Annotated in this window: 13 protein-coding genes and 1 tRNA gene; 9 read left to right on the top strand and 5 right to left on the bottom strand. The window is 72.0% G+C overall.

The features are described from left to right. Positions 1–65: 65 nt before the first annotated feature. Together ACL00U_RS13330 and ACL00U_RS13325 are read right to left on the bottom strand one after the other, a co-directional pair. Complete coding sequence (locus tag ACL00U_RS13330) at positions 66–2084, bottom strand: vWA domain-containing protein (protein WP_412873489.1); 2019 nt, start codon at positions 2082–2084, stop codon at positions 66–68. Then, positions 2077–3462, bottom strand: a complete 1386-nt coding sequence (locus tag ACL00U_RS13325) for an AAA family ATPase (protein ID WP_017888312.1) — start codon at positions 3460–3462, stop codon at positions 2077–2079. The genes ACL00U_RS13330 and ACL00U_RS13325 overlap by 8 nt, the downstream gene beginning before the upstream one ends. Before the next feature lie 210 nt (positions 3463–3672). Between ACL00U_RS13325 and ACL00U_RS13320 the strand changes: the two genes are divergently transcribed. From ACL00U_RS13320 to ACL00U_RS13305, 4 genes are all read left to right on the top strand, one after another. Then, complete coding sequence (locus tag ACL00U_RS13320; RefSeq protein WP_040420052.1) at positions 3673–5127, top strand: MFS transporter; 1455 nt, start codon at positions 3673–3675, stop codon at positions 5125–5127. Between the two features lie 169 nt (positions 5128–5296). Next, on the top strand, positions 5297–5977 hold the full coding sequence (locus tag ACL00U_RS13315) for a GntR family transcriptional regulator (RefSeq protein WP_056070268.1): 681 nt from the start codon (positions 5297–5299) through the stop codon (positions 5975–5977). Between the two features lie 264 nt (positions 5978–6241). Further along, positions 6242–7465 (top strand): LCP family protein, encoded by a 1224-nt coding sequence (locus ACL00U_RS13310; protein ID WP_254783370.1) that lies wholly within the window; start codon positions 6242–6244, stop codon positions 7463–7465. Positions 7466–7893: 428 nt separating this feature from the next. Beyond that, positions 7894–7983, top strand: a tRNA-Ser gene (locus ACL00U_RS13305). A gap of 116 nt (positions 7984–8099) precedes the next feature. Here the strand turns inward: ACL00U_RS13305 and ACL00U_RS13300 are convergent. Further along, complete coding sequence (locus ACL00U_RS13300) at positions 8100–9104, bottom strand: LacI family DNA-binding transcriptional regulator (protein WP_214585159.1); 1005 nt, start codon at positions 9102–9104, stop codon at positions 8100–8102. Positions 9105–9219: 115 nt separating this feature from the next. On the opposite strand from ACL00U_RS13300, the gene ACL00U_RS13295 reads away from it, so the two are divergent. From ACL00U_RS13295 to ACL00U_RS13275, 5 genes are all read left to right on the top strand, one after another. Further along, entirely contained in the window at positions 9220–10458 is a 1239-nt protein-coding gene (locus ACL00U_RS13295; RefSeq protein WP_262117930.1) for a Gfo/Idh/MocA family protein, read from the top strand. Further along, a complete protein-coding gene (locus tag ACL00U_RS13290) occupies positions 10455–11459 on the top strand; it encodes a sugar phosphate isomerase/epimerase family protein (protein ID WP_412873488.1) in 1005 nt (334 codons plus the stop codon). The genes ACL00U_RS13295 and ACL00U_RS13290 overlap by 4 nt, the downstream gene beginning before the upstream one ends. 203 nt (positions 11460–11662) lie before the next feature. Beyond that, positions 11663–12667: an AAA family ATPase gene (locus tag ACL00U_RS13285; protein WP_259496748.1), complete on the top strand. Its 1005-nt coding sequence runs from the start codon at positions 11663–11665 to the stop codon at positions 12665–12667. Beyond that, positions 12667–13998: a DUF58 domain-containing protein gene (locus ACL00U_RS13280; RefSeq protein ID WP_017888339.1), complete on the top strand. Its 1332-nt coding sequence runs from the start codon at positions 12667–12669 to the stop codon at positions 13996–13998. Before ACL00U_RS13285 ends, ACL00U_RS13280 begins: the two co-directional genes overlap by 1 nt. Continuing rightward, on the top strand, positions 13995–16352 hold the full coding sequence (locus ACL00U_RS13275) for a transglutaminaseTgpA domain-containing protein (RefSeq protein WP_412873487.1): 2358 nt from the start codon (positions 13995–13997) through the stop codon (positions 16350–16352). Before ACL00U_RS13280 ends, ACL00U_RS13275 begins: the two co-directional genes overlap by 4 nt. 503 nt (positions 16353–16855) lie before the next feature. On the opposite strand, the gene ACL00U_RS13270 is transcribed toward ACL00U_RS13275, so the two are convergent. Beyond that, the gene (locus ACL00U_RS13270) at positions 16856–17458 is read right to left on the bottom strand and encodes a TetR/AcrR family transcriptional regulator (RefSeq protein ID WP_017888341.1); all 603 of its coding nucleotides are present in this window, start codon (positions 17456–17458) and stop codon (positions 16856–16858) included. A gap of 246 nt (positions 17459–17704) precedes the next feature. Then, on the bottom strand, positions 17705–18466 hold the full coding sequence (locus ACL00U_RS13265; RefSeq protein WP_056070282.1) for a trimeric intracellular cation channel family protein: 762 nt from the start codon (positions 18464–18466) through the stop codon (positions 17705–17707). Positions 18467–18470: the final 4 nt, after the last annotated feature.

The raw sequence follows: 18470 nt of genomic DNA, 5'->3' as shown, positions 1-18470 counted from the left end.
CCAGGGACGTAACTGGAGGCCCGTGGCGGTCTCGCCACGGGCCTCCCGGCTGTCCGGGGCTGGCTTCAGAGCCCCCAGTCGTCGCGGAAGAGCGCGCCGCCGGCCCCGCGACGCGAGCCGAGGTACGAGCCGACCACGGCGACCCCGAGGTCGTCGTTCTCCGGCGCCACGACGCTGCCGTCCACCCGCTTCGCCATCGCGTCGATGAACCGGGCGAGCCCCGGGTCCTCGCCGAGCCGGAAGAACGTCGTCTGGGCGCCGAGGCGTCCGGCGTTCTCGAGCTCCCGGACGGTCAACGCGATCGTCACCGGGTCGGGCGGGTAGTCGAACCAGACCTGCCCGTTCGGCTCGAGGTGCGAGGTCGGCTCGCCGTCCGTGACGATGAGGAGCACCGGTTGGGCCGTGGGGTGCTTGCGGAAGTGCCGGTTGGCGAGCAGCAGGGCGTGGTGCAGGTTCGTGCCCTTGTCCCACATCGCGTCGAGACCGACGAGCTGTTCGACGTCCATCACCTCGGCCTCGCGACCGAAGGCGATGAGCTGCAGGTCGTCGCCGCGGAACCGGGTCGACACCAGGGTGTGGAGCGCCAGGGCCGTGCGCTTCATCGGGACCCAGCGGTCCTCCATCGCCATCGAGAACGACGTGTCGACGAGCAGCGCGACGCAGGCCTGGGTGCGGGCCTCGGTCTCCTGCACCTCGACGTCGTCGATGCTCAGGTGCACGCCGGCTCCCTGCCGACCGCTGGCCGCCGTCCGCACCACGGCGTTCGTGATCGTGCGGGGGATGTCCCACGGCTCGGTGTCGCCGAACGCCCACTGCCGTGACGCCCCTGACGGTTCACCCGCGGCGCCCGAGCGACGGAGGTCCCTGGCGCCCTGGCGACCGGACATCTGCTGGGCGACGTCCTTGAGCAGGCTCTTGCCGAGCTGCCGCATCGCCTTCGGGGTCAGCCGGAGCTGCCCGTCGGCACCGCGGCGCATCGCCCCCGAGTTCCGGAGCGCCTGTTCGAGCCGCTGCAGGGTCTTCGCGTCGACCGCCGCTTCGTCGCCCAGCTGCCGGGACAGCGCGTCGAGGTCCAGGTCGTCGAGTTCCGAGCCGGGGCCGGACTGGGCGAGCTGGTCGGCGAGCGCGTCGAGGTCCGCGATGTCCTGGAACACCCCGGTGCCGTCGCCGAGCCCGAGGCCCTGCTCGCCGTCCATGCGCTCCGACCCGCCCCAGTCCTCGCCGGGCCGCAGGGACCGCAGGTTCCCGTCGAGCTGGGACAGCTGCCCCATCAGGTCGGGGGAGCCGAAGGCCTGCTGGGCGAGGGAGTCGAGTTCGTCCCGCTGCTCCTGGGTCATCGAGTTCCGCATGCGCTGCGCTGCGGCCGCACGGGCTGCCAGGTCGTCGAGCAGCTCGTCGACGTTCGCGGGGTCCGACGGGAAGTACTCGCCGTGCTGGTCCATGAAGTCGTCGAACTGCTGCCGGGTGTCCTCACCGCGGGCGTGCGCCTCGAGCAGGGCGTTGAGGTCCTGCATCATCGCGCTGACCGCGGCCCGGTCCTGTTCGGTGGCGCCCTCGAGCGCCTGCTTCATACCGGCGAAGCGCTGGTCGAGCACCTCGCGGCCGAGCAGGTCCTTGATCTCGTCGTACTTCTGCCGGGCCACGGGGCTCGTCCAGTCGTAGCCGCCGAGCTCCTGCACCGCGGCGGCGGGGGAGGGCGACAGGCTGTCGAGCTGCAGTTCGGCCAGCGCCCGCTCGCCGTCGTCGAGGTCGACGTTGCGGGCGAGTTCGCCGCGTTCGGCACGGAGCGCCTGGTCGAGCAGTTCGCGGACCTGCTGCAGGGTGCCGTCGAGGTTGTTCCGGCTCGTCAGTTCACGGCGCCGCTCGGCCACCTGGCGGGCCAGGTCGTCGAGGCCGCGCTGCGTCCGGCCACCGCGTCGCAGGAACTCCCGCATCGCGCGCTCGGGCGACGTGCCGCCCATCACGTCCTGCCCGATGGCGTCGAGTGCCTCGGCCAGGTCGACCGGGGCCGCGAGCGGGTCCGGCCCGTTGGTGTAGGCCCCGTAGCGGGTGTCGCGCGTCAGGCGTCGGTTCTGCCTAGCCATAGACGGCTTCGCCCCCGCCGGACTCCTTGCTGATGCGTCGGGCGAGGAACAAGCCCTCGAGGGCGAGCTCGATCGCGCCGGCGCGTTCGCCGTCGTTCGTGGCACCCATCCGGTCGCACACCTGGTCGTACAGGTCGGACTCGCCGATCGACGGCAGCCCCTCGAGGAACGCCCGGGCGCTGACCTGCTCGCCCGTGGTGACCATCGTGCCGCCGTCGAGCGCGTCCACGAGCACCGCGAAGTCGAGACCCCTGAACCGGGCGCGCACGGTCTCGGCGGTCGCGGTGCGGAGCAGGTGCTCGAGGACCTCGTCGGCCCGGTCCTCTTCGCCGTTCTCGAACTCGATCTTGCCGCCGAGGACGTCCACCGCGGTCTCGAGGTCGATCGGGCGGGCGACCGCCTCGTCCTCGCCCTGGCGTGCTGCGCGGTGCACGGCGGCGGCGGACACCGTCTCGGCACCCGCGATCGCGAACCGGGCGCTCACGCCGCTGCGCTGGTCGACGGCGCTCGACGAACGGAGCGCCCGGGTGAAGCGGGCGAGGATCTCGATCAGCGCGTCGGGCACCTCGGCCGTCAGCTGCGCCTCCTGCCGGATGACGGCGATCTCGTCGTCGAGCTCGATCGGGTAGTGCGTGCGGATCTCGGCGCCGAAGCGGTCCTTCAGCGGCGTGATGATCCGGCCGCGGTTCGTGTAGTCCTCGGGATTCGCACTCGCCACGACGAGCACGTCGAGCGGCAGCCGCAGCACGTAGCCGCGGATCTGGACGTCGCGTTCCTCCATCACGTTGAGCATCGCGACCTGGATGCGTTCGGCCAGGTCGGGCAGTTCGTTGATCGCGACGATGCCACGGTGGCCGCGCGGGACGAGCCCGAAGTGGATGGTCTCCGGGTCGCCCAGGCTGCGACCCTCGGCGACCTTCATCGGGTCGACGTCGCCGATCAGGTCGGCGACGCTCGTGTCCGGCGTCGCGAGCTTCTCGACGTAGCGGTCGTCGCGGTGCCGCCAGCTGATCGGCAGGGCGTCACCGAGCTCGTCGGCACGACGGATGCTCGCCGTCGTGATCGGTTCGTACGGGTGCTCGCCGAGCTCGGAGCCGGTGATGACCGGCGTCCACTCGTCGAGCAGGCCCTGCAGGGTGCGGAGCAGGCGGGTCTTGCCCTGGCCGCGCTCGCCGAGCAGGACGACGTCGTGCCCGGCGATCAGGGCGCGTTCGAGCTGGGGGATGACGGTGGTCTCGAAGCCGTGCAGGCCGGGCCACGGATCGGTGCCCTGGCGCAGGGCGGTGAGCAGGTTGTCGCGGATCTCGGCGCGGACCGTCTTCTGGACGTGACCAGAGGTGCGGAGCTCGCCGACCGTGCGGATGTCAGGTCGGGTCACGTTCTGGACGTTACGCCTTGTCGGACGGGAGGCCCGTGGCGGGCCCCGCCACGGGCCTCCCGTCCGTCCGCTTGTGGGTTTCCATCGCACTTGCGATCATTGAGATCCCGGCGACGGAGCCGGATTCGAAGTAGGGGGATCCGGCTCCGCCCCCGGTTGCTCGTACCGCATCTGAACCACATCGGCGATCTCGGCGTACGGTCCCCTTTCGTGAGCAGCGCGAACGCAACCATCAAGAGCCTGGTGCCCGCCAGGATGGACCGCTTGCCGTGGACCCGGTTCCACTGGAGCGTCGTCGTCGGACTCGGCGTGTCCTGGATCCTCGACGGTCTCGAGATCCAGATCGTCTCGAACGCCGGGTTCCAGGCCGACCTGAACCTGTCGACGCAACAGGTGACGTTGCTCGGCACGATCTACCTGGTCGGGCAGGTCGTCGGCGCCCTGGTGTTCGGGCGGATGTCCGACCGGCTGGGCCGCCGCAAGCTGTTCATCCTGACGCTGGCCATCTACCTGATCGGTTCCGGCATCGCGGGCCTCGCGCAGGACTTCTGGTTCCTGGCGGCCTTCCGATTCGTGGCGGGGTTGGGCATCGGTGGCGAGTACGCGGCGATCAACTCCGCGATCGACGAACTCATCCCCGCGAAGTACCGCGGGCACGTCGACATCGCCATCAACGGCACGTACTGGGGTGGCGCGGCACTCGGCGCCTTCGCGAACATCTACCTGCTCGACACGTCGTACTTCGCCGAGGACATCGGCTGGCGCATCGGGTTCTTCCTCGGCCCGGTGCTCGGCATCGCGATCATCTTCCTGCGCCGGCACATCCCGGAGAGTCCGCGGTGGCTGATGACGCACGGACGTCAGGAAGAAGCCGAGGCCACCGTCTCCCGCATCGAGGCGTCGGTGGAGCAGGCGACCGGCAAACCGCTGCCCGAGGTCGACCAGTCGAAGGCGATGACCGTCACACCGACCGACCGCGTCGGGTTCCTGACCATCGCGCGCGTGCTGCTGAAGCAGTACCCGACGCGGACGCTCGTCGGCGCGACGATGATGATCACGCAGGCGTTCCTGTACAACGCGATCTTCTTCACCTACGCGCTCGTGCTGACGAACTTCTTCGGCCTGAAGACAGCGGAGACGGCGGTGTACTTCTTCCCGTTCGCGATCGGCAACCTGCTCGGGCCGATCATCCTCGGGCGCTTCTTCGACACCTGGGGTCGTCGCCAGATGATCTTCCTGACGTACCTGGTGTCCGGGCTCGTGCTCGCCACGTCGGCGTTCCTGTTCCGGGCCGACGCGATCTCGGCCACGGTGCAGGTCGCCTTCTGGTGCGTCTCGTTCTTCTTCGCCTCGGCCGGTGCGTCGAGTGCGTACCTGACGGTCAGCGAGATCTTCCCGCTCGAGCTGCGGTCGCAGGCCATCTCGTACTTCTTCGCCCTGGCGCAGATCTTCGGTGCGGTCGCCCCGGCCATCTACGGTGCCTTCATCGGGGACGGGTCGTCGCGGGAGCCGCTGTTCTGGGGGTACCTGCTCGGATCCGCGGTGATGATCGGCGGCGGCGTGGTGGCCCTGATCTTCGGGGTCGACGCCGCGCGGAAGGGGCTGGAGGACGTCACCCAACCGCTCTCGGTGCTCACCGGGGATGCGAAGTCCGACCGGAAGTGAGCACGGTGGCGGCGGCCTGACATTCTGTATGCAGAGTGTTTAGCGCCGCCGCCGCAGCGCTGTCACTGTGCCTGCATGGCACTCCTCCACAGTCCGACACCGGCGACGATCATCCACGACAGCGGCCGCCCGCTCCCCGGGGGCTTCGCCCGTGCGTGACCCTGGGGTGATGGAGCACACCCCGATGCGCGCCGCGGCCGGCGACCTCGATCCCCACGGCCTGCGCCGCAGCCTGCTGCGCGACGCGGTGTTCCTGCGCCTGCTCGACAACGTCCTGCGGGGCGAGTACCGCCGTGGGCAGCGGCTGCGGCTCGACACCCTGGCATCGGACATGCGGGTGTCGCGGACGCCCGTGCGCGAAGCCCTGGTGACCCTCGAATCGCTCCAGCTGGCGACCGTCCAGCGGTACGTCGGGGTCGTGATCTCGCACTGGTCGGTCGACCAGATGACCGAGCGCCTCCGGATCGCGCAGACCATGCTCGCCGATCCTCCGTCGAGCGCCGTCGGCTACCAGGACCGGTTCGACAAGGCGTGGCTCCGCGAGTGCTGGACCGAAGCCGGTGCCTTCGTCGAGCTCGGGTCCTGGTACCTGCGGCGCCGCGGATCGTCGGTGAGCGGCGACTGGTTGCTGTCGCAGCGCATCGTGCTCGACATGTTCTTCACCGATGACGTCGCCCTGGCGAACGGGATCGACGCCGTGGTCGACCGGCGCCGACGGGTCGAGATCGTGGAGCGAGCGGTGGACGCCGCCGGCCGCGATGCCCTCGACGACTGCGCCGCCGCACTCCTCGAACTCTCGACCGCCCTGATCGCACTGCCGGACCGCTTCCGGGTGGTGGTGTCGGCCTGATGCGCGTCGGCTGCGGATCCGTTCAGGTCCGTGCCGACCGCCGCGGATCCGCTGGTCGCGATGCCGTTCACCGAGCATCGCCGGTGCGCCTCGCACCGGATCGTCAGGAAACGTCGTGGCAGCCTTGACCGGTTGCCGTCCCCGGCGTGTCCACCGACGACAGGAGTGCCCGTGAACGACGTCCGCGACCGATCCCACCGCTTGAACCGAGCGTCCGGGATCGCACGGCACGGACGTCTCCGGCGCTCGAGCCCCCTCGCGACCGTGGCCAAGACGGTCTCCGCCGTCGTCGCGGTGGCGCTCGTGAGCTCGGTCTCGGTCACGGCGATCGCGGCGAAGCAGGTCACGGACGACCTCGGTGACGGTGTGGAGATCCAGGGCCAGCCCGCGCCGCAGGCGAAGGGTGGTCCCAAGCCCCTCAGCGCCTTCAAGGGCGGGTTCAACATGCTCGTCGTCGGCACCGACAACGACCCCGACCAGAGCGCTGCGTTCGGGGAGCGCGACGCGACCCTCAACGACGTCAACATCCTGCTGCACGTCTCGGCGGACCACACCAACGCCACCGCGGTGAGCATCCCGCGTGACCTCGTCACACCGATCCCGGCCTGCAAGAAGACCGACGGCACGGGCACCGCCCCGGCGATGGCGGCGCAGCCGATCAACACCTCGTTCGGCGAGGGCGGCCTGAACTGCGTCACCCAGACGGTCGCCGGGCTGACCGGGCTCGACATCCAGTACTCGGCGGCGGTGTCGTTCAAGGGCGTCATCGAGATGTCGAACGCGATCGGCGGCGTGCCGGTCTGCGTCGCCCAGCCGATCACCGACTCGTACACGGGGCTGAACCTGCCCGCCGGCACCTCGACGCTGCAGGGTGACGATGCCCTGGCGTTCCTGCGCACCCGGCACAGCGTGGGCGATGGGTCGGACCTCGCCCGGATCTCGAGCCAGCAGGTGTTCCTGTCGTCGCTGCTCCGAACCGTGAAGTCGAACGACACCCTCGGTTCGCCCGCCCGCCTGTACAAGCTGGCCCGGGCGGCGGCGTCGAACATGCAGCTGTCCCAGAGCCTGAACGACATCGGGACGATGGTGCAGATGGGCCTGGCGCTGCGGGACCTGCCGCTGGCGCAGGTGAACTTCGTGCAGTACCCGGGCACCACGGGCGGCACCGGGGTCTACGCCGGCAAGGTCCAGCCGACGACGTACCTGGCCGACCAGCTGTTCGCGAAGATCAAGGCCGACCAGTCGTTCTCGCTCGGGGCGGACAGCACGGGCATCGGGTCGGAGACGAGTCCGACGCAGACGGGTCCGACGCAGCCGACCGCTGCACCGTCGTCTCCGGAGGCTGCGCCGAAGCCCGCGACCCCCGCGACCCCGGCAGCACCGTCGTCGGCTGCGCCCCGCACCCCCTCGGCGACGCCCGAGACCATCGACGGACTCGAGGGCCAGTCAGCCGACCAGCAGACCTGCTCCAAGGCGTTCGGGTACTGAGGCGCGGGGCGGGCCCTCGCTGGCCCCGAGTCTCGGTCGGGCGGACTCTTTGCGGCCTTCAACGCCCGTGGACTGTCCGCGGGGACGAGTCTCGGCTCGGTAGCTGCCTGCCCCCGAACGCAGGAACGGGGGCGCGGTGGTGGGCCGCGCCCCCGGGGAAGTCGCTCCCCGCCGGGCGCCACGCGATCGGGCGCGCCGGGCCCGCGCGGAGAACGACGTCGGGTGCTGTGTCGCGACGACGGGGGCGAACCCCGGAACGTGATTGCCGCGTCCCGACGATGCTATGCAGTGGGGTACGCCCCGACAACCCCGATGTGTCCCCACTTCGGGGGACCGCGCTATCCGGCCCGAGCCACGCGCGGGCGTGCGTCGGGTCGAGAGTGGCGCGGTCCTCCTGTATGGTGGTCGGAGCGCTCGCGAGAGTGCTTGGAGACGTCGCATAGTCCGGCCGAGTGCACCACCCTGCTAAGGTGGAGTCCCCTTTGAGGGGACCGAGGGTTCAAATCCCTCCGTCTCCGCACTGTACGAACAGCATGACGAAACCCCGGTCCGATCGGACCGGGGTTTCGTCGTTCCCGGGCGCCTCGCACGGCGGTCGACCCCGCCGGAACCAGGTTCCGCGGCTCGAGCGCGATCAGGCGCGGGGCGGCCCCGTCGTCGACCGGACCACGAGCGTCGGCGGCACGAGCGTCCGGATGGGACCCGCCGGGGCTCCCGCAGCCGCGCCGATCCGCTCCACCAACCGCGCAGCCGCCAGGCGCCCCACCTCGTCGTTGTGCGGGTCGACCGTCGTCAGGCGAAGCAGGGGTGACGCGGCGAGCGGGGTCTCGTCGTTGCCGATCACCGAGACGTCCTGCGGCACGCGGAGTCCGGCTTCCTGCACGGCGGCGATCGCACCCATCGCCATGACGTCGTTCGCGGCGAACACCGCGGTCAGGTCGGGGTGCTCCCGGAGTGCGAGCCGCGTGCCCTCGTAGCCGGTGGCTTCCGAGGTGGGGCCGGAGCCGGAGACCAGCGGCTCGATGCCGGACGCGACCAGCTGTGCGACGGTGGCGTCCCGGCGGAGCGCAGCCGGGCCTCCCGAGCCGGTGACGTGGACGATGCGGCGGTGACCCAGCCCGATCAGGTGATCCGCTGCCAGCCGTCCGCCGGCGGCTTCGTCGGATGCGACCACGTCGAGTCCGCCTGGGACGTCCTCACGCGCACCGGCGACCACGACCGGGGTGTCCGCGGGGACGACGACGTCGGGGAAGCCCTCGGCGGCGAGCACCACGCCGTCGACCCGCAGGGAGACCAGGTCGTCGAAGGGCGAGGAACCGAGGTGGGCGTTGGCGCGGGTGTCGGCGAGGGTGAGGCGGAGTCCGTGCGGGGCGAGGGCCTCGCGGATGCCGTCGAGCATCGGGACGTACCAGGGGTTCCGGAAGTCGTCGACGATGACGCCGATGGTGCGGGTCCGGGTGCCGGCGAGGATCGCGGCGGCGCGGTTCGGGCGGTAGCCGAGCTCCGTGACGGCGGCGAGCACCGCGGAGCGGCGGGCGGGGGAGACCCCGGGGTCGTCGCGCAGCACCATCGACACCAGGGACTTCGAGACGCCCGCGCGTGCGGCGACGTCGATGATCGTCGGCAGGCGAGGGGTCACGCTGAGCCTTTCCGGCACGGTGCTTGACAGGACATGGGCTGGTGCGGCTACAGTCTACCGACACGTTCTGGAACGTTCCAGAATCGGATCCAGCGACCTTCTCGAAGGAGAGAACATGAGCGACAGCATCGGCGTCGCCGTCATCGGCGCGGGCATGGCGGGCAAGGCCCACATGGCTGCGTGGCGGAACGCACCCTCCCTCTTCACCTCGACGCTGCCGCCGGTCCGGCTCGTCTCGGTCGGCGACGTGTACGAGCCCCTCGCCGCCGAGGCCGCACGGCGCTTCGGCTACGAGCGGCACGACACCGACTGGCGGGCCATCGCGGCAGCGGACGACATCGACGTGGTGAGCGTCGTCGTCGCGAACACGCTGCACCGCGAGATCGTCGAGGGGCTGCTCGCCGCCGGCAAGCACGTGCTGTGCGAGAAGCCGCTGTCCGACTCGCTCGACGACGCCCGCGCGATGGCGTCCGCCGCTGCCGAGGCCGAGCAGCGCGGAGTCCTCGGCCGCATCGGTTTCACCTATCGTCGGGCTCCCGGGCTCGCGGCCATCAAGGAGCTCGTCGAGGACGGCACGCTCGGCCGGGTCCTGCACGTCTCGGGCCGGTACTGGACCGACTACGGCGCCTCGCCCGACGTCCCGTTCTCGTGGCGCTTCGCCGGGGAGCCCGGGTCCGGGGCGCTCGCCGACGTCGGCTCGCACCTGTCCTACGTCGCCGAGTTCCTCGCCGGACCGGTCCGGAGCGTCAGCGGTGGGACGTTCACCACGTCGATCACCGAGCGACCCGTGGCCGCCGCACACGCCCTGCGGGGGCAGGCGGTCCCGCTCACCGGTGCGACCGCGGCCGTCGGGAACGACGACTACGCCACGTTCAGTGCACGCTTCGGTGACGGCACGGTCGTCGGGTCGCTCGAGGCCTCCCGCGTCGCGGCCGGGCACCCGAACGGCCTCGTCATCGAGGTGTTCTGCGAGCGCGGGGCCGCCCGGTGGGACCAGGAGCGCGCCTCCGAGATCGGCCTCGCGCTGCAGTCCGACGGCTCGCGCACGGGCGGGTACCGCCAGGTCGTGCTCGGCCCGGACCACCCCTACGTCGCGGGCGGCATGGCGATGGACGCCCCGGGCGTCGGCTGGGGGCAGAACCAGATGTTCGAGTACCAGGCGCGGGCGTTCCTCGACGAGGTCGCCGCGCTGTCCGGCGACGTGCCCGACGCGCTGCCCGCGAACGCCACGTTCGACGACGGCGTGCACAACATGCAGGTCCTCGACGCTGTGGCACGGTCCGCCGCGGCCGGGGGTGCGTCCGTCGACGTGGCCGACGCCGTCGTCCCGACCACGGAGGGTGTCCGCGCATGAAGCTCGGTCTCTACGACGCGATCCTGCACGACCGCCCCCTCGCCGACGCACTCCGGGTCATCGCGGCCAACGGCCTCACCGGCATCGAGCTGAACACCGGCGGCTTCCTGCCCCCGGTGCACGTGCCAGACTTCGACGCGATCCTGGTCGACGACGACGCCCGTGACGCCTTCCTCGCGCAGTTCGCGGGGACGGGTGTCTCGATCGCCGGCCTCAACTGCAACGGCAACCCGTTGCACCCCGACCCCGCGATCGGTCCCGCCCACGCCGAGGACGTCCGCCGCAGCATCCGCCTCGCGGCCCGCCTCGGACAGGACCGCGTCGTCACGATGTCCGGGCTTCCGGCGGGGGAGCCGGGCGGGACGCGGCCGAACTGGATCGTGAACGCGTGGAACTCGGCCGCGCTCGACGTGCTCGAACACCAGTGGAACGTCGCGGTGCCGTTCTGGCAGGAGATCGACGCCCTGGCCCGGGAGCACGGCGTGAAGGTCGCGCTCGAGCTGCATCCGCAGAACCTGGTGTTCAACCCGGCGACGATCCGCGAGCTCGTCGAACGCGGCGGGCTGACGAACGTCGGGGTCGAGCTCGACCCCTCACACCTGTTCTGGCAGCACATGGACCCGGTGGCGGTCGCCCGCGACCTCGGCCCGCTGGTGTTCCACGCCGCCGCGAAGGACGTCCGGATCAACCCGCACGCGGCGATCAACGGCGTGCTCGACAACTCGTTCCGCCGGTTGTCGACCGACGAGCCACGCACGAACCTGGGCGGCGACGAGTGGGCGAACGAGTGGCCGAAGCCGTCGGCGTGGGACTTCGTCGCGCTCGGCAAGGGCCACGACGAGGCGTACTGGACGACGTTCCTCGAGGCCCTGCGCGCGATCGACCCGGACATGTGGGTGAACATCGAGCACGAGGACACCGAGCTCGGGCGCGAAGACGGCGTCGCGGTCGCCGCGCGCGTGCTGCGCGCCGCGGACGCGGCACTGCCGCACCGGGCCTGACCGTCCGGCGGCAGACCCGCACACCGCCTGGAGGCCCGTGAACCGTTCCGCGCACCGGGTGACGGATCCGCTCGTGGTGCGCCGTGCCTCCCGGCCGCACCCTGCGCGGATCGGCCACCGGTGCGCGGAACGACCAGTCGGTGCACCCGTGCCGGGTGCTGTCACCGGGCCGGGGTAGCATGCACGACACCTGTCCTGTGACGATGGAGCCCTGCGTGCCGGAACCGACCGACCCCGCCTTCCCGCTCGAACACGTGCGATCGGTGGGCGACGACATCGTGGCCTCCGTCGCCACGGTGATCGACGGCAAGACGGAAGCCATCCGAACCGCCCTGACGGTGATGCTCGCCGAGGGGCACCTGCTCGTCGAGGACGTCCCCGGGGTCGGCAAGACCGTGCTCGCCAAGGCGCTCGGCGCCTCGGTCGGCGGATCGGTGAACCGCATCCAGTTCACCTCCGACATGCTGCCGTCCGACGTCACGGGCGTGAACATCTTCGACCAGTCGTCCGGCACCTTCCGGTTCTCGCCCGGTCCGGTGTTCGCGAACGTCGTCATCGGCGACGAGATCAACCGCACCAGCCCGAAGACCCAGTCGGCCCTGCTCGAGGCGATGGCCGAGTCGCAGGTCACCGTCGACGGCGTGACACGGCAGCTGGACCGTCCGTTCATGATCGTCGCGACGCAGAACCCCATCGACATGGAGGGCACGTACCCGTTGCCCGAAGCCCAGCGCGACCGCTTCATGGCGCGCATCGCGATGGGCTACCCGAGCGTCGACGCCGAACGGCAGATGCTCGCGAACCGCGGCGGCATCGACCCGCTGTCGCGCCTGCGGCCGATCGTCGACGTCACCACCCTGCGGCAGATCATCGAGACCGTGGCCCGCGTGCACATCGCCCCCGACGTCGAGGCGTACATCATCGCGATCGTCCGGTCGACGCGCACGCACCCCGACCTGGTGCTCGGTGCGAGCCCCCGTGCGACGCTGCACCTCGCGCAGGCCGCGCGTGCGCACGCTGCGCTGGCCGGCCGGCCGTTCGTCACCCCCGACGACGTCGCAGCGCTCGCCCCGATCGTCCTCGCACACCGGCTCGTGCCGGTCGCCCGCGGGCTCGGCGGCACCGGCGAGGACACCGTGCGCGAGATCGTCGTCCGCATCGTCTCGGACACCGCCATCCCGTTCACGGCCACCCCCGTCCGCTCCTGATGGCGCGTCCACCGGCACCGCCGTCGCTGCTGCGACGCGTCGGTGCCGCGCGGTCCACGGCCGCCCGGTTCGGTCGCCGCGGGCTCTCGTTGGCACGCCGGACCCCGTTCCCGCGTCCGACGGTCCGCGGCTGGACGGTCATCGCGGTCGGCATCGGCCTGGTCGGCGGCGGCCTGGTCGGCTCTACGAGCGTCGCGGTCACGGCAGGGCTCCTGCTGCTCGTGCTCGTCGTGCTCGGCATCGTCATGGCGTTCGTCGTCGCGACCCCGCTGCGAGGCAGCCGCAGCACCGCCCGGGCGATCGTGCAGGTGGGCGAGGTCTACCGCGAACGCATCACCCTGGGCGGCACCAGCCTGCCGTTCGGGCCGCGGGCGACGCTGCTCGTCCGCGAACAGCTCGAGGACGCCTTCGCCAGCCTGGCCGAGGCGGAGACCTACGCCGAGGTCGGACCGGGCCTGCCGCCGGCGGTGCTCGACGTCGAAGCGCTCGCGATGCACCGCGGCCGCTCGCTGGTCGGGCCCGTCACGATCCGGGTCGAGGACCCCTTCGGCCTGCTCCGGATCGACCGTCCCGTCGTCGCGGCCGAAGAGATCGTCGTCGTGCCGGCCTCGGCGCCGCTTGGTGCGATCGACGCCGGAGCGCTCGCCGGTGCCGTCTCCGCCGACGAGGGCCGGGTCGGACAGGGCGGTTCGGCCGACGACAGCGAACTCCGTCCGTACCGACCGGGTGACCCGATCCGCCGGGTGCACTGGGCCCAGAGTGCGCGCCGCGGGGAACTCCACGTCCGCCAGACCACGCAGGCCCAGCCGCCCGAGGCCGTGATCGCGCTCGACGTCCGGCGCGAGTCCTACCAGCGCCTCGGTCGGGAAGACCTCGCCGAGCTCTCCGACCTGGGCGGCGACCAGGCCTTCGAGCACGCCGTGGTGGTGGCCGCCAGTGTCGCCCGCGCGCTCGCCGCCCGGACCTCCCGCGTCGTGCTCGTGTTCGACGGCCCCGAAGGCGCGACCCGGCACGCGGGCGACGTCGGCGGGCTCACCGACGTGCTCGTCGGGCTCGCCGACGTCCGGCTCCGCTCCGATGCGCGACAGGTGACCGACGTCCTGCCCGAGGTCCGCGGCCGCGACGTGCACGGGATGACCGCCGTCGTGACCGGTACCTGCACCGCGGAGGAAGCCGCCGAGCTCGTCAGTGCGACGAGTGGGTCGAGCCGCGGCATCCTGGCGACCATCGTGCCGCCGGACCCTGCCGTCCGGGGCATCCTCGACCGCGGCGGCTGGCGGACCCTCGTGGTGCCGGTCGCCGGTGCGACGCCGTCCGGAGCAGCACGGTGACCGGGGCGACCGCCCCGGTGCGTGGCCGCGTGGACGTGCGCGAGATCCTGGAGCGGGACGACCTGCGTGACGTCCCGAGCGCCTGGGTCGTCGCCCTCGCGCCGGTGCCCGTGCTCCTCGCCGCCCTCGCCATCCGGCCGCTCGTGCAGGGCATCGCCTGGTGGGTGTCCGGTGTCGTCGTCGTCGCCGTGCTCGTCGCGGTGATGCTCGCGGTGCGCCGGCAGACGCCCGGCATCCGCTTCGTCGTCCTGGTCGGCACGGTCATCGCCTGCTCGTGCGCCGCCGCCCTGGTCAACGACATCCAGCCGCTCGGGTGGCTCGACGCCGACGGGGCCCTCGGGCAGACGCTCGCCGCGATCCGCCTCAACCCGGCACCCCTGCCACAGACCGACGCGATCCGGCTCGTGGTCACGGCGTCGATCGGGTGGGTGGCGGCGGTCGCACTGTTCCTCGCCGCCATCGCGCGGATCCCGTCGCTCGCCGCGGCCCCGGCCCTGGTGATCCTGATCGTGCCGGGCGTCATCACCGGCCAGCCCGCCGGCACCCCGCTCGTCATCGCCACGTCGGTGGCGTTCCTCGCCCTGCTGTGGTTGTCGGTGCGCCCCGTGCAGCGCGCACTGCCCGCCGCCGTCGTCGGTGCCATCGGGCTCGTCGTCGCCATCGGACTGCCGACGATCGTGCCGCTCAACGCCAGCTGGCTCTCCGGCGTCACCGGTGCGATCCAGTCCCCGATCCAGCCCGGACGGCCCGGCACCCTGCTCGAACTCGGCAACGACCTGCGCCGCCCGAGCGAGCTCGAGGTCTTCCGGTACCGCTCGTCGGACGGGCAGCCCGAGTACCTCAAGCTCGCCGACCTGGACGAGTTCGGCACGGGGGACTGGGTGCCGACCGTGACGAACGCGGCCGAAGCCGACACCGCCGACGAACAGCAGTGGGCCGAGGGCGTCAACCCGCGCCTGGCGAGCCGCGGCGACGTGACGGTCCGTATCACCGGGCTGTCGAGCACCTACCTGCCGGTGCCGTCAGGTGCGGTCTCGATCGAGTCGCAGTCCACCAACCTCGACCTGTCGCAGTGGCGCTGGATGGGGAACTCGAGCACCGTCCGGTCGACCGGCGCCGCGACGGCCCGGGGTGCGATGTACGAGGCGTACGGCGCCTCGACCTTCGCCAACGACTACCTCGACGCGGTCGCCGCCTCGGGGGTGCTCGCGCGCTCCGACGGCCGTGGCTTCCGGGAGCCCAGCCGCGAGCAGCTCCGCACCGACCTCGCCCTGCCCGACGACCTGCCGGCGAACATCTCGTCCACCGCCACCCGTGTCGCCGCAGCCGCGACCGACGACTACGTCCGGGCACGGGCGCTCGAGCAGTGGTTCCGCAGCGACCTGTTCACGTACTCCGAGACCGCTCCGGTGGAGCAGGGCTACGACGGTGACAGCATGGACGTCGTCTCGACGTTCCTGCGCGTCCGCGACGGGTACTGCGTGCACTTCTCGTCCGCGATGGCCGTGATGGCCCGGACGCTCGGCATCCCCTCGCGCATCGCGGTGGGGTACCGGGCCGGGTCGCCGCAGCCCGACGGCGAGTACGCGGTGTCGAACCGGCAGCTGCACTCGTGGCCCGAGCTGTACATCAAGGGCGCCGGCTGGGTCGCGTTCGAGCCGACGCCCGACTCCGACGAGGCCGCTCCGTCCGAAGAACCCTCGGCCTCCCCGACGGCAGCGGCGCCGGAGACCCCGCTGCCGGCGCCCGAGCAGACCACCCCGGCGGAAGAGTCGGCGTCGTCGACTCCGTCGGAGTCCCCGGTTCCGGGTGCTGCGGGTGCGTCCAGCACCGGCGGCGGCGGTGGCCCCGTCGGTCTGCTGGTGGGCCTGTTGCTCGTGCTCGCGGTCCTGGTCGCCCCGGGCTTCGTGCGTGCCGTTCGTCGCCGCTCCCGGCTGTCGGCGATCGCCGCCGGTCGGTCACCTGCCGTGCAGGCGTGGCGGGAACTGCTCGACGACGTCGCCGACCACGGGTACGCCCCGGGCCTCGCGCCGCCGGGTGACGCCGCCGCCGTGGCCCGGACTGCCCGAGCCGTGCTCGGACGCCTGCGGCCCGGACTGCCCGCGTCGGTCGTGCCGCACCTGGAGGCCGCCGTCGACGCGGTCGACCGTGAGCGCTTCGCCGCCGACGGGGCCGCATCGGCGGACGGTGCGGCGCTGGGCAGCCACGTCCGACAGGCCCGTGTCGCCCTCGACGAGTCGGTGCCGAGCGTGCGCGTCGTGCGGTCGCGGCTGCTGCCGCCGAGCCTGTTGCCGTCCTCGGCCTGGTCCCACGACGGGCCGAAGCCCCGCCGTCGGGATCGTCGCACGGCCTGACGCCGGCGCGGCCGCGTGGTGCGAGCCTCGCACGGTGCGGGGTTCGTCGGGCGCTGCGGGGTTCGTCGGGTGGTGCGTGGTTGGTGGCTCGGTGCGGGGCTGTAGGCGTGCACGGGGCGGTCGAGCGGGCACGGGGTCGCGAACCTCGCACGGTGCGGGCTCCGTTGGGCGATGGCCCGGCGGATGTTGCACGGTGCGGGGTTGGTCGGGTGGTGCGTGGTTCGTGGCTCGGTGCGGGGCTGTAGGCGTGCACGGGGCGGTTGAGGGGGTACGGGGTCGCGAACCTCGCACGGTGCGGGCTCCGTTGGGCGACGGCTCGGCGGATGTTGCACGGTGCGGGGTTGGTCGGGTGGTGCGTGGTTGGTGGCTCGGTGCGGGGCTGTGGGCGTGCACGGGGCGGTTGAATGGGCACGGGGTTGCGAACCTCGCACGGTGCGAAGCCCCGACCGCCGCGCCCGACCGCCGCGCCCGGCCGCCAGGCCCGCCCGCGGGCCGCGGCAGCGTCAACGCCGGCGGATGACCGCCTCGAGCAGGGTCGCGACCAGCTCGCCCGGGTTGACCCCCGGCAGCGCCGGCGCGTCGAACACCAGGCCGACGTTCGCCGCGATGAGCACGTTTGCGAGCTCCTCCGGCGTCATGCCCACGTCGACCTCGGGGTGGCCACCGAGCCACAGCCGCACCAGTTCGAGCACGCCGTCCTGCAGCACCCGGCGCTGCCGGATGAACTCGGGCAGGAACTCCGGGTGCCGGACGGCGTACCCGCGGAACGTCGACAGGAGCGCGAACTGTTCGCTTTGGTCGTTCTGACCGAACGCGACGCGCAGGACGTTCCCGACGTCGACGGAGTCGATGTCAGCGTGCACGAGTTGCCGCAGGGAGCCGAGCACCACGTTGGTGGACCGCTGCATGACCTGTCCGAGCAGGTCTTCCTTCGACGAGAAGTTCGAGTAGACCGCACCCTTGCTGAACCCGGCGCGCGCAGCGACCTCGTCGAGCCGGGCGCCGTGGACCCCCTGTTCGGCGAAGACGGCCGCACCGGCGGCGAGCAGGCGCTCTCGGACCTCAGCGCGCGGGATGCGCTGGGCGGGGGAAGCGTCGTCGCTCATCGGTTGGTGCTCCGACCTGTGCTGGTGGTCGTCGGGGAGAACATCGTGGAGGAGACCTGCCGCGCCGCGCGTCTGATCCCGCGCGGCATCAGCGAAGCCCCCATCCCCACGTCTGCTCGGAACCGCCGCGTTCGGGTCGCGTCGGTGCTGTGCGGACAGCGTTCACCGGGATCGCACCGGCAGAACCACCAGGACGATACCCGGCGGTACTGATCGTACCGTCGCGGAGCCGCGGATGACAGCCCCTCAGTCCTCATGCTCTTCCCGGACGCTGCCGGCACCGGTCCGACGCCCCGGTCGACGGAGCAGTCGGAGCGCGTCCGGTCGCAGGCTCCGACCGCGCCGCAGCAGCGAACCGAGAGTCGACTTCGGCTGCCAATCACGACCGTTCGGCAGTCCCCAGCCGCGGCGGACCGCGCCCCAGCGGAGCCCGAGCGACAGGGTGATCGCGAGCAGGATGCCGATTGAGGGTGACCCGAGGGCCGAGGCGATCACCATCGTGGCCGACGCGGCGACGGCCACGGTGGCGTACAGCGCGTTCCCGCCGAAGACCGCCGGCACCCGTCGCAGCAACAGGTCGCGCATGGCCCCGCCACCGACCGCCGTGATGGTCCCCATGATGATCGCGGCGGGCCAGTCGAGGCCGGCGTCGTAGGTCCGCTGCACGCCGACGACCGCCCAGAACCCGATCACGGCGGCGTCGAGCACGGTGAACAGGCGGTCCCAGGTGATCTCGGAGAACGACACGAGGAACGCGATGAGCGCCCCGGCGACGGCGACCGGCACGTACAGCGGGTCGACCAGTGCGACGGGCGGCCCGTTCTGCAGCAGGGTGTCGCGGAGCATCCCGCCACCGAGTCCGGAGACGAACCCGACGACCAGGAACCCGAACAGGTCGAAGTCCATCGCGCGGGCGATGGAGCCGCCGAGCAGGGCGGACGCGAAGACCCCGGCGAGGTCGAGCACGTTCGTGACCGACGCCAGGCCGTCGACGGACAGCAGGTTCATGAGA

Source organism: Curtobacterium poinsettiae, from assembly GCF_047226435.1.
Classification (GTDB): domain Bacteria; phylum Actinomycetota; class Actinomycetes; order Actinomycetales; family Microbacteriaceae; genus Curtobacterium; species Curtobacterium poinsettiae.
The sequence above is the reverse complement of the archived record's forward strand: the minus strand, read 5'-3'. Positions and strand labels throughout refer to the sequence as shown.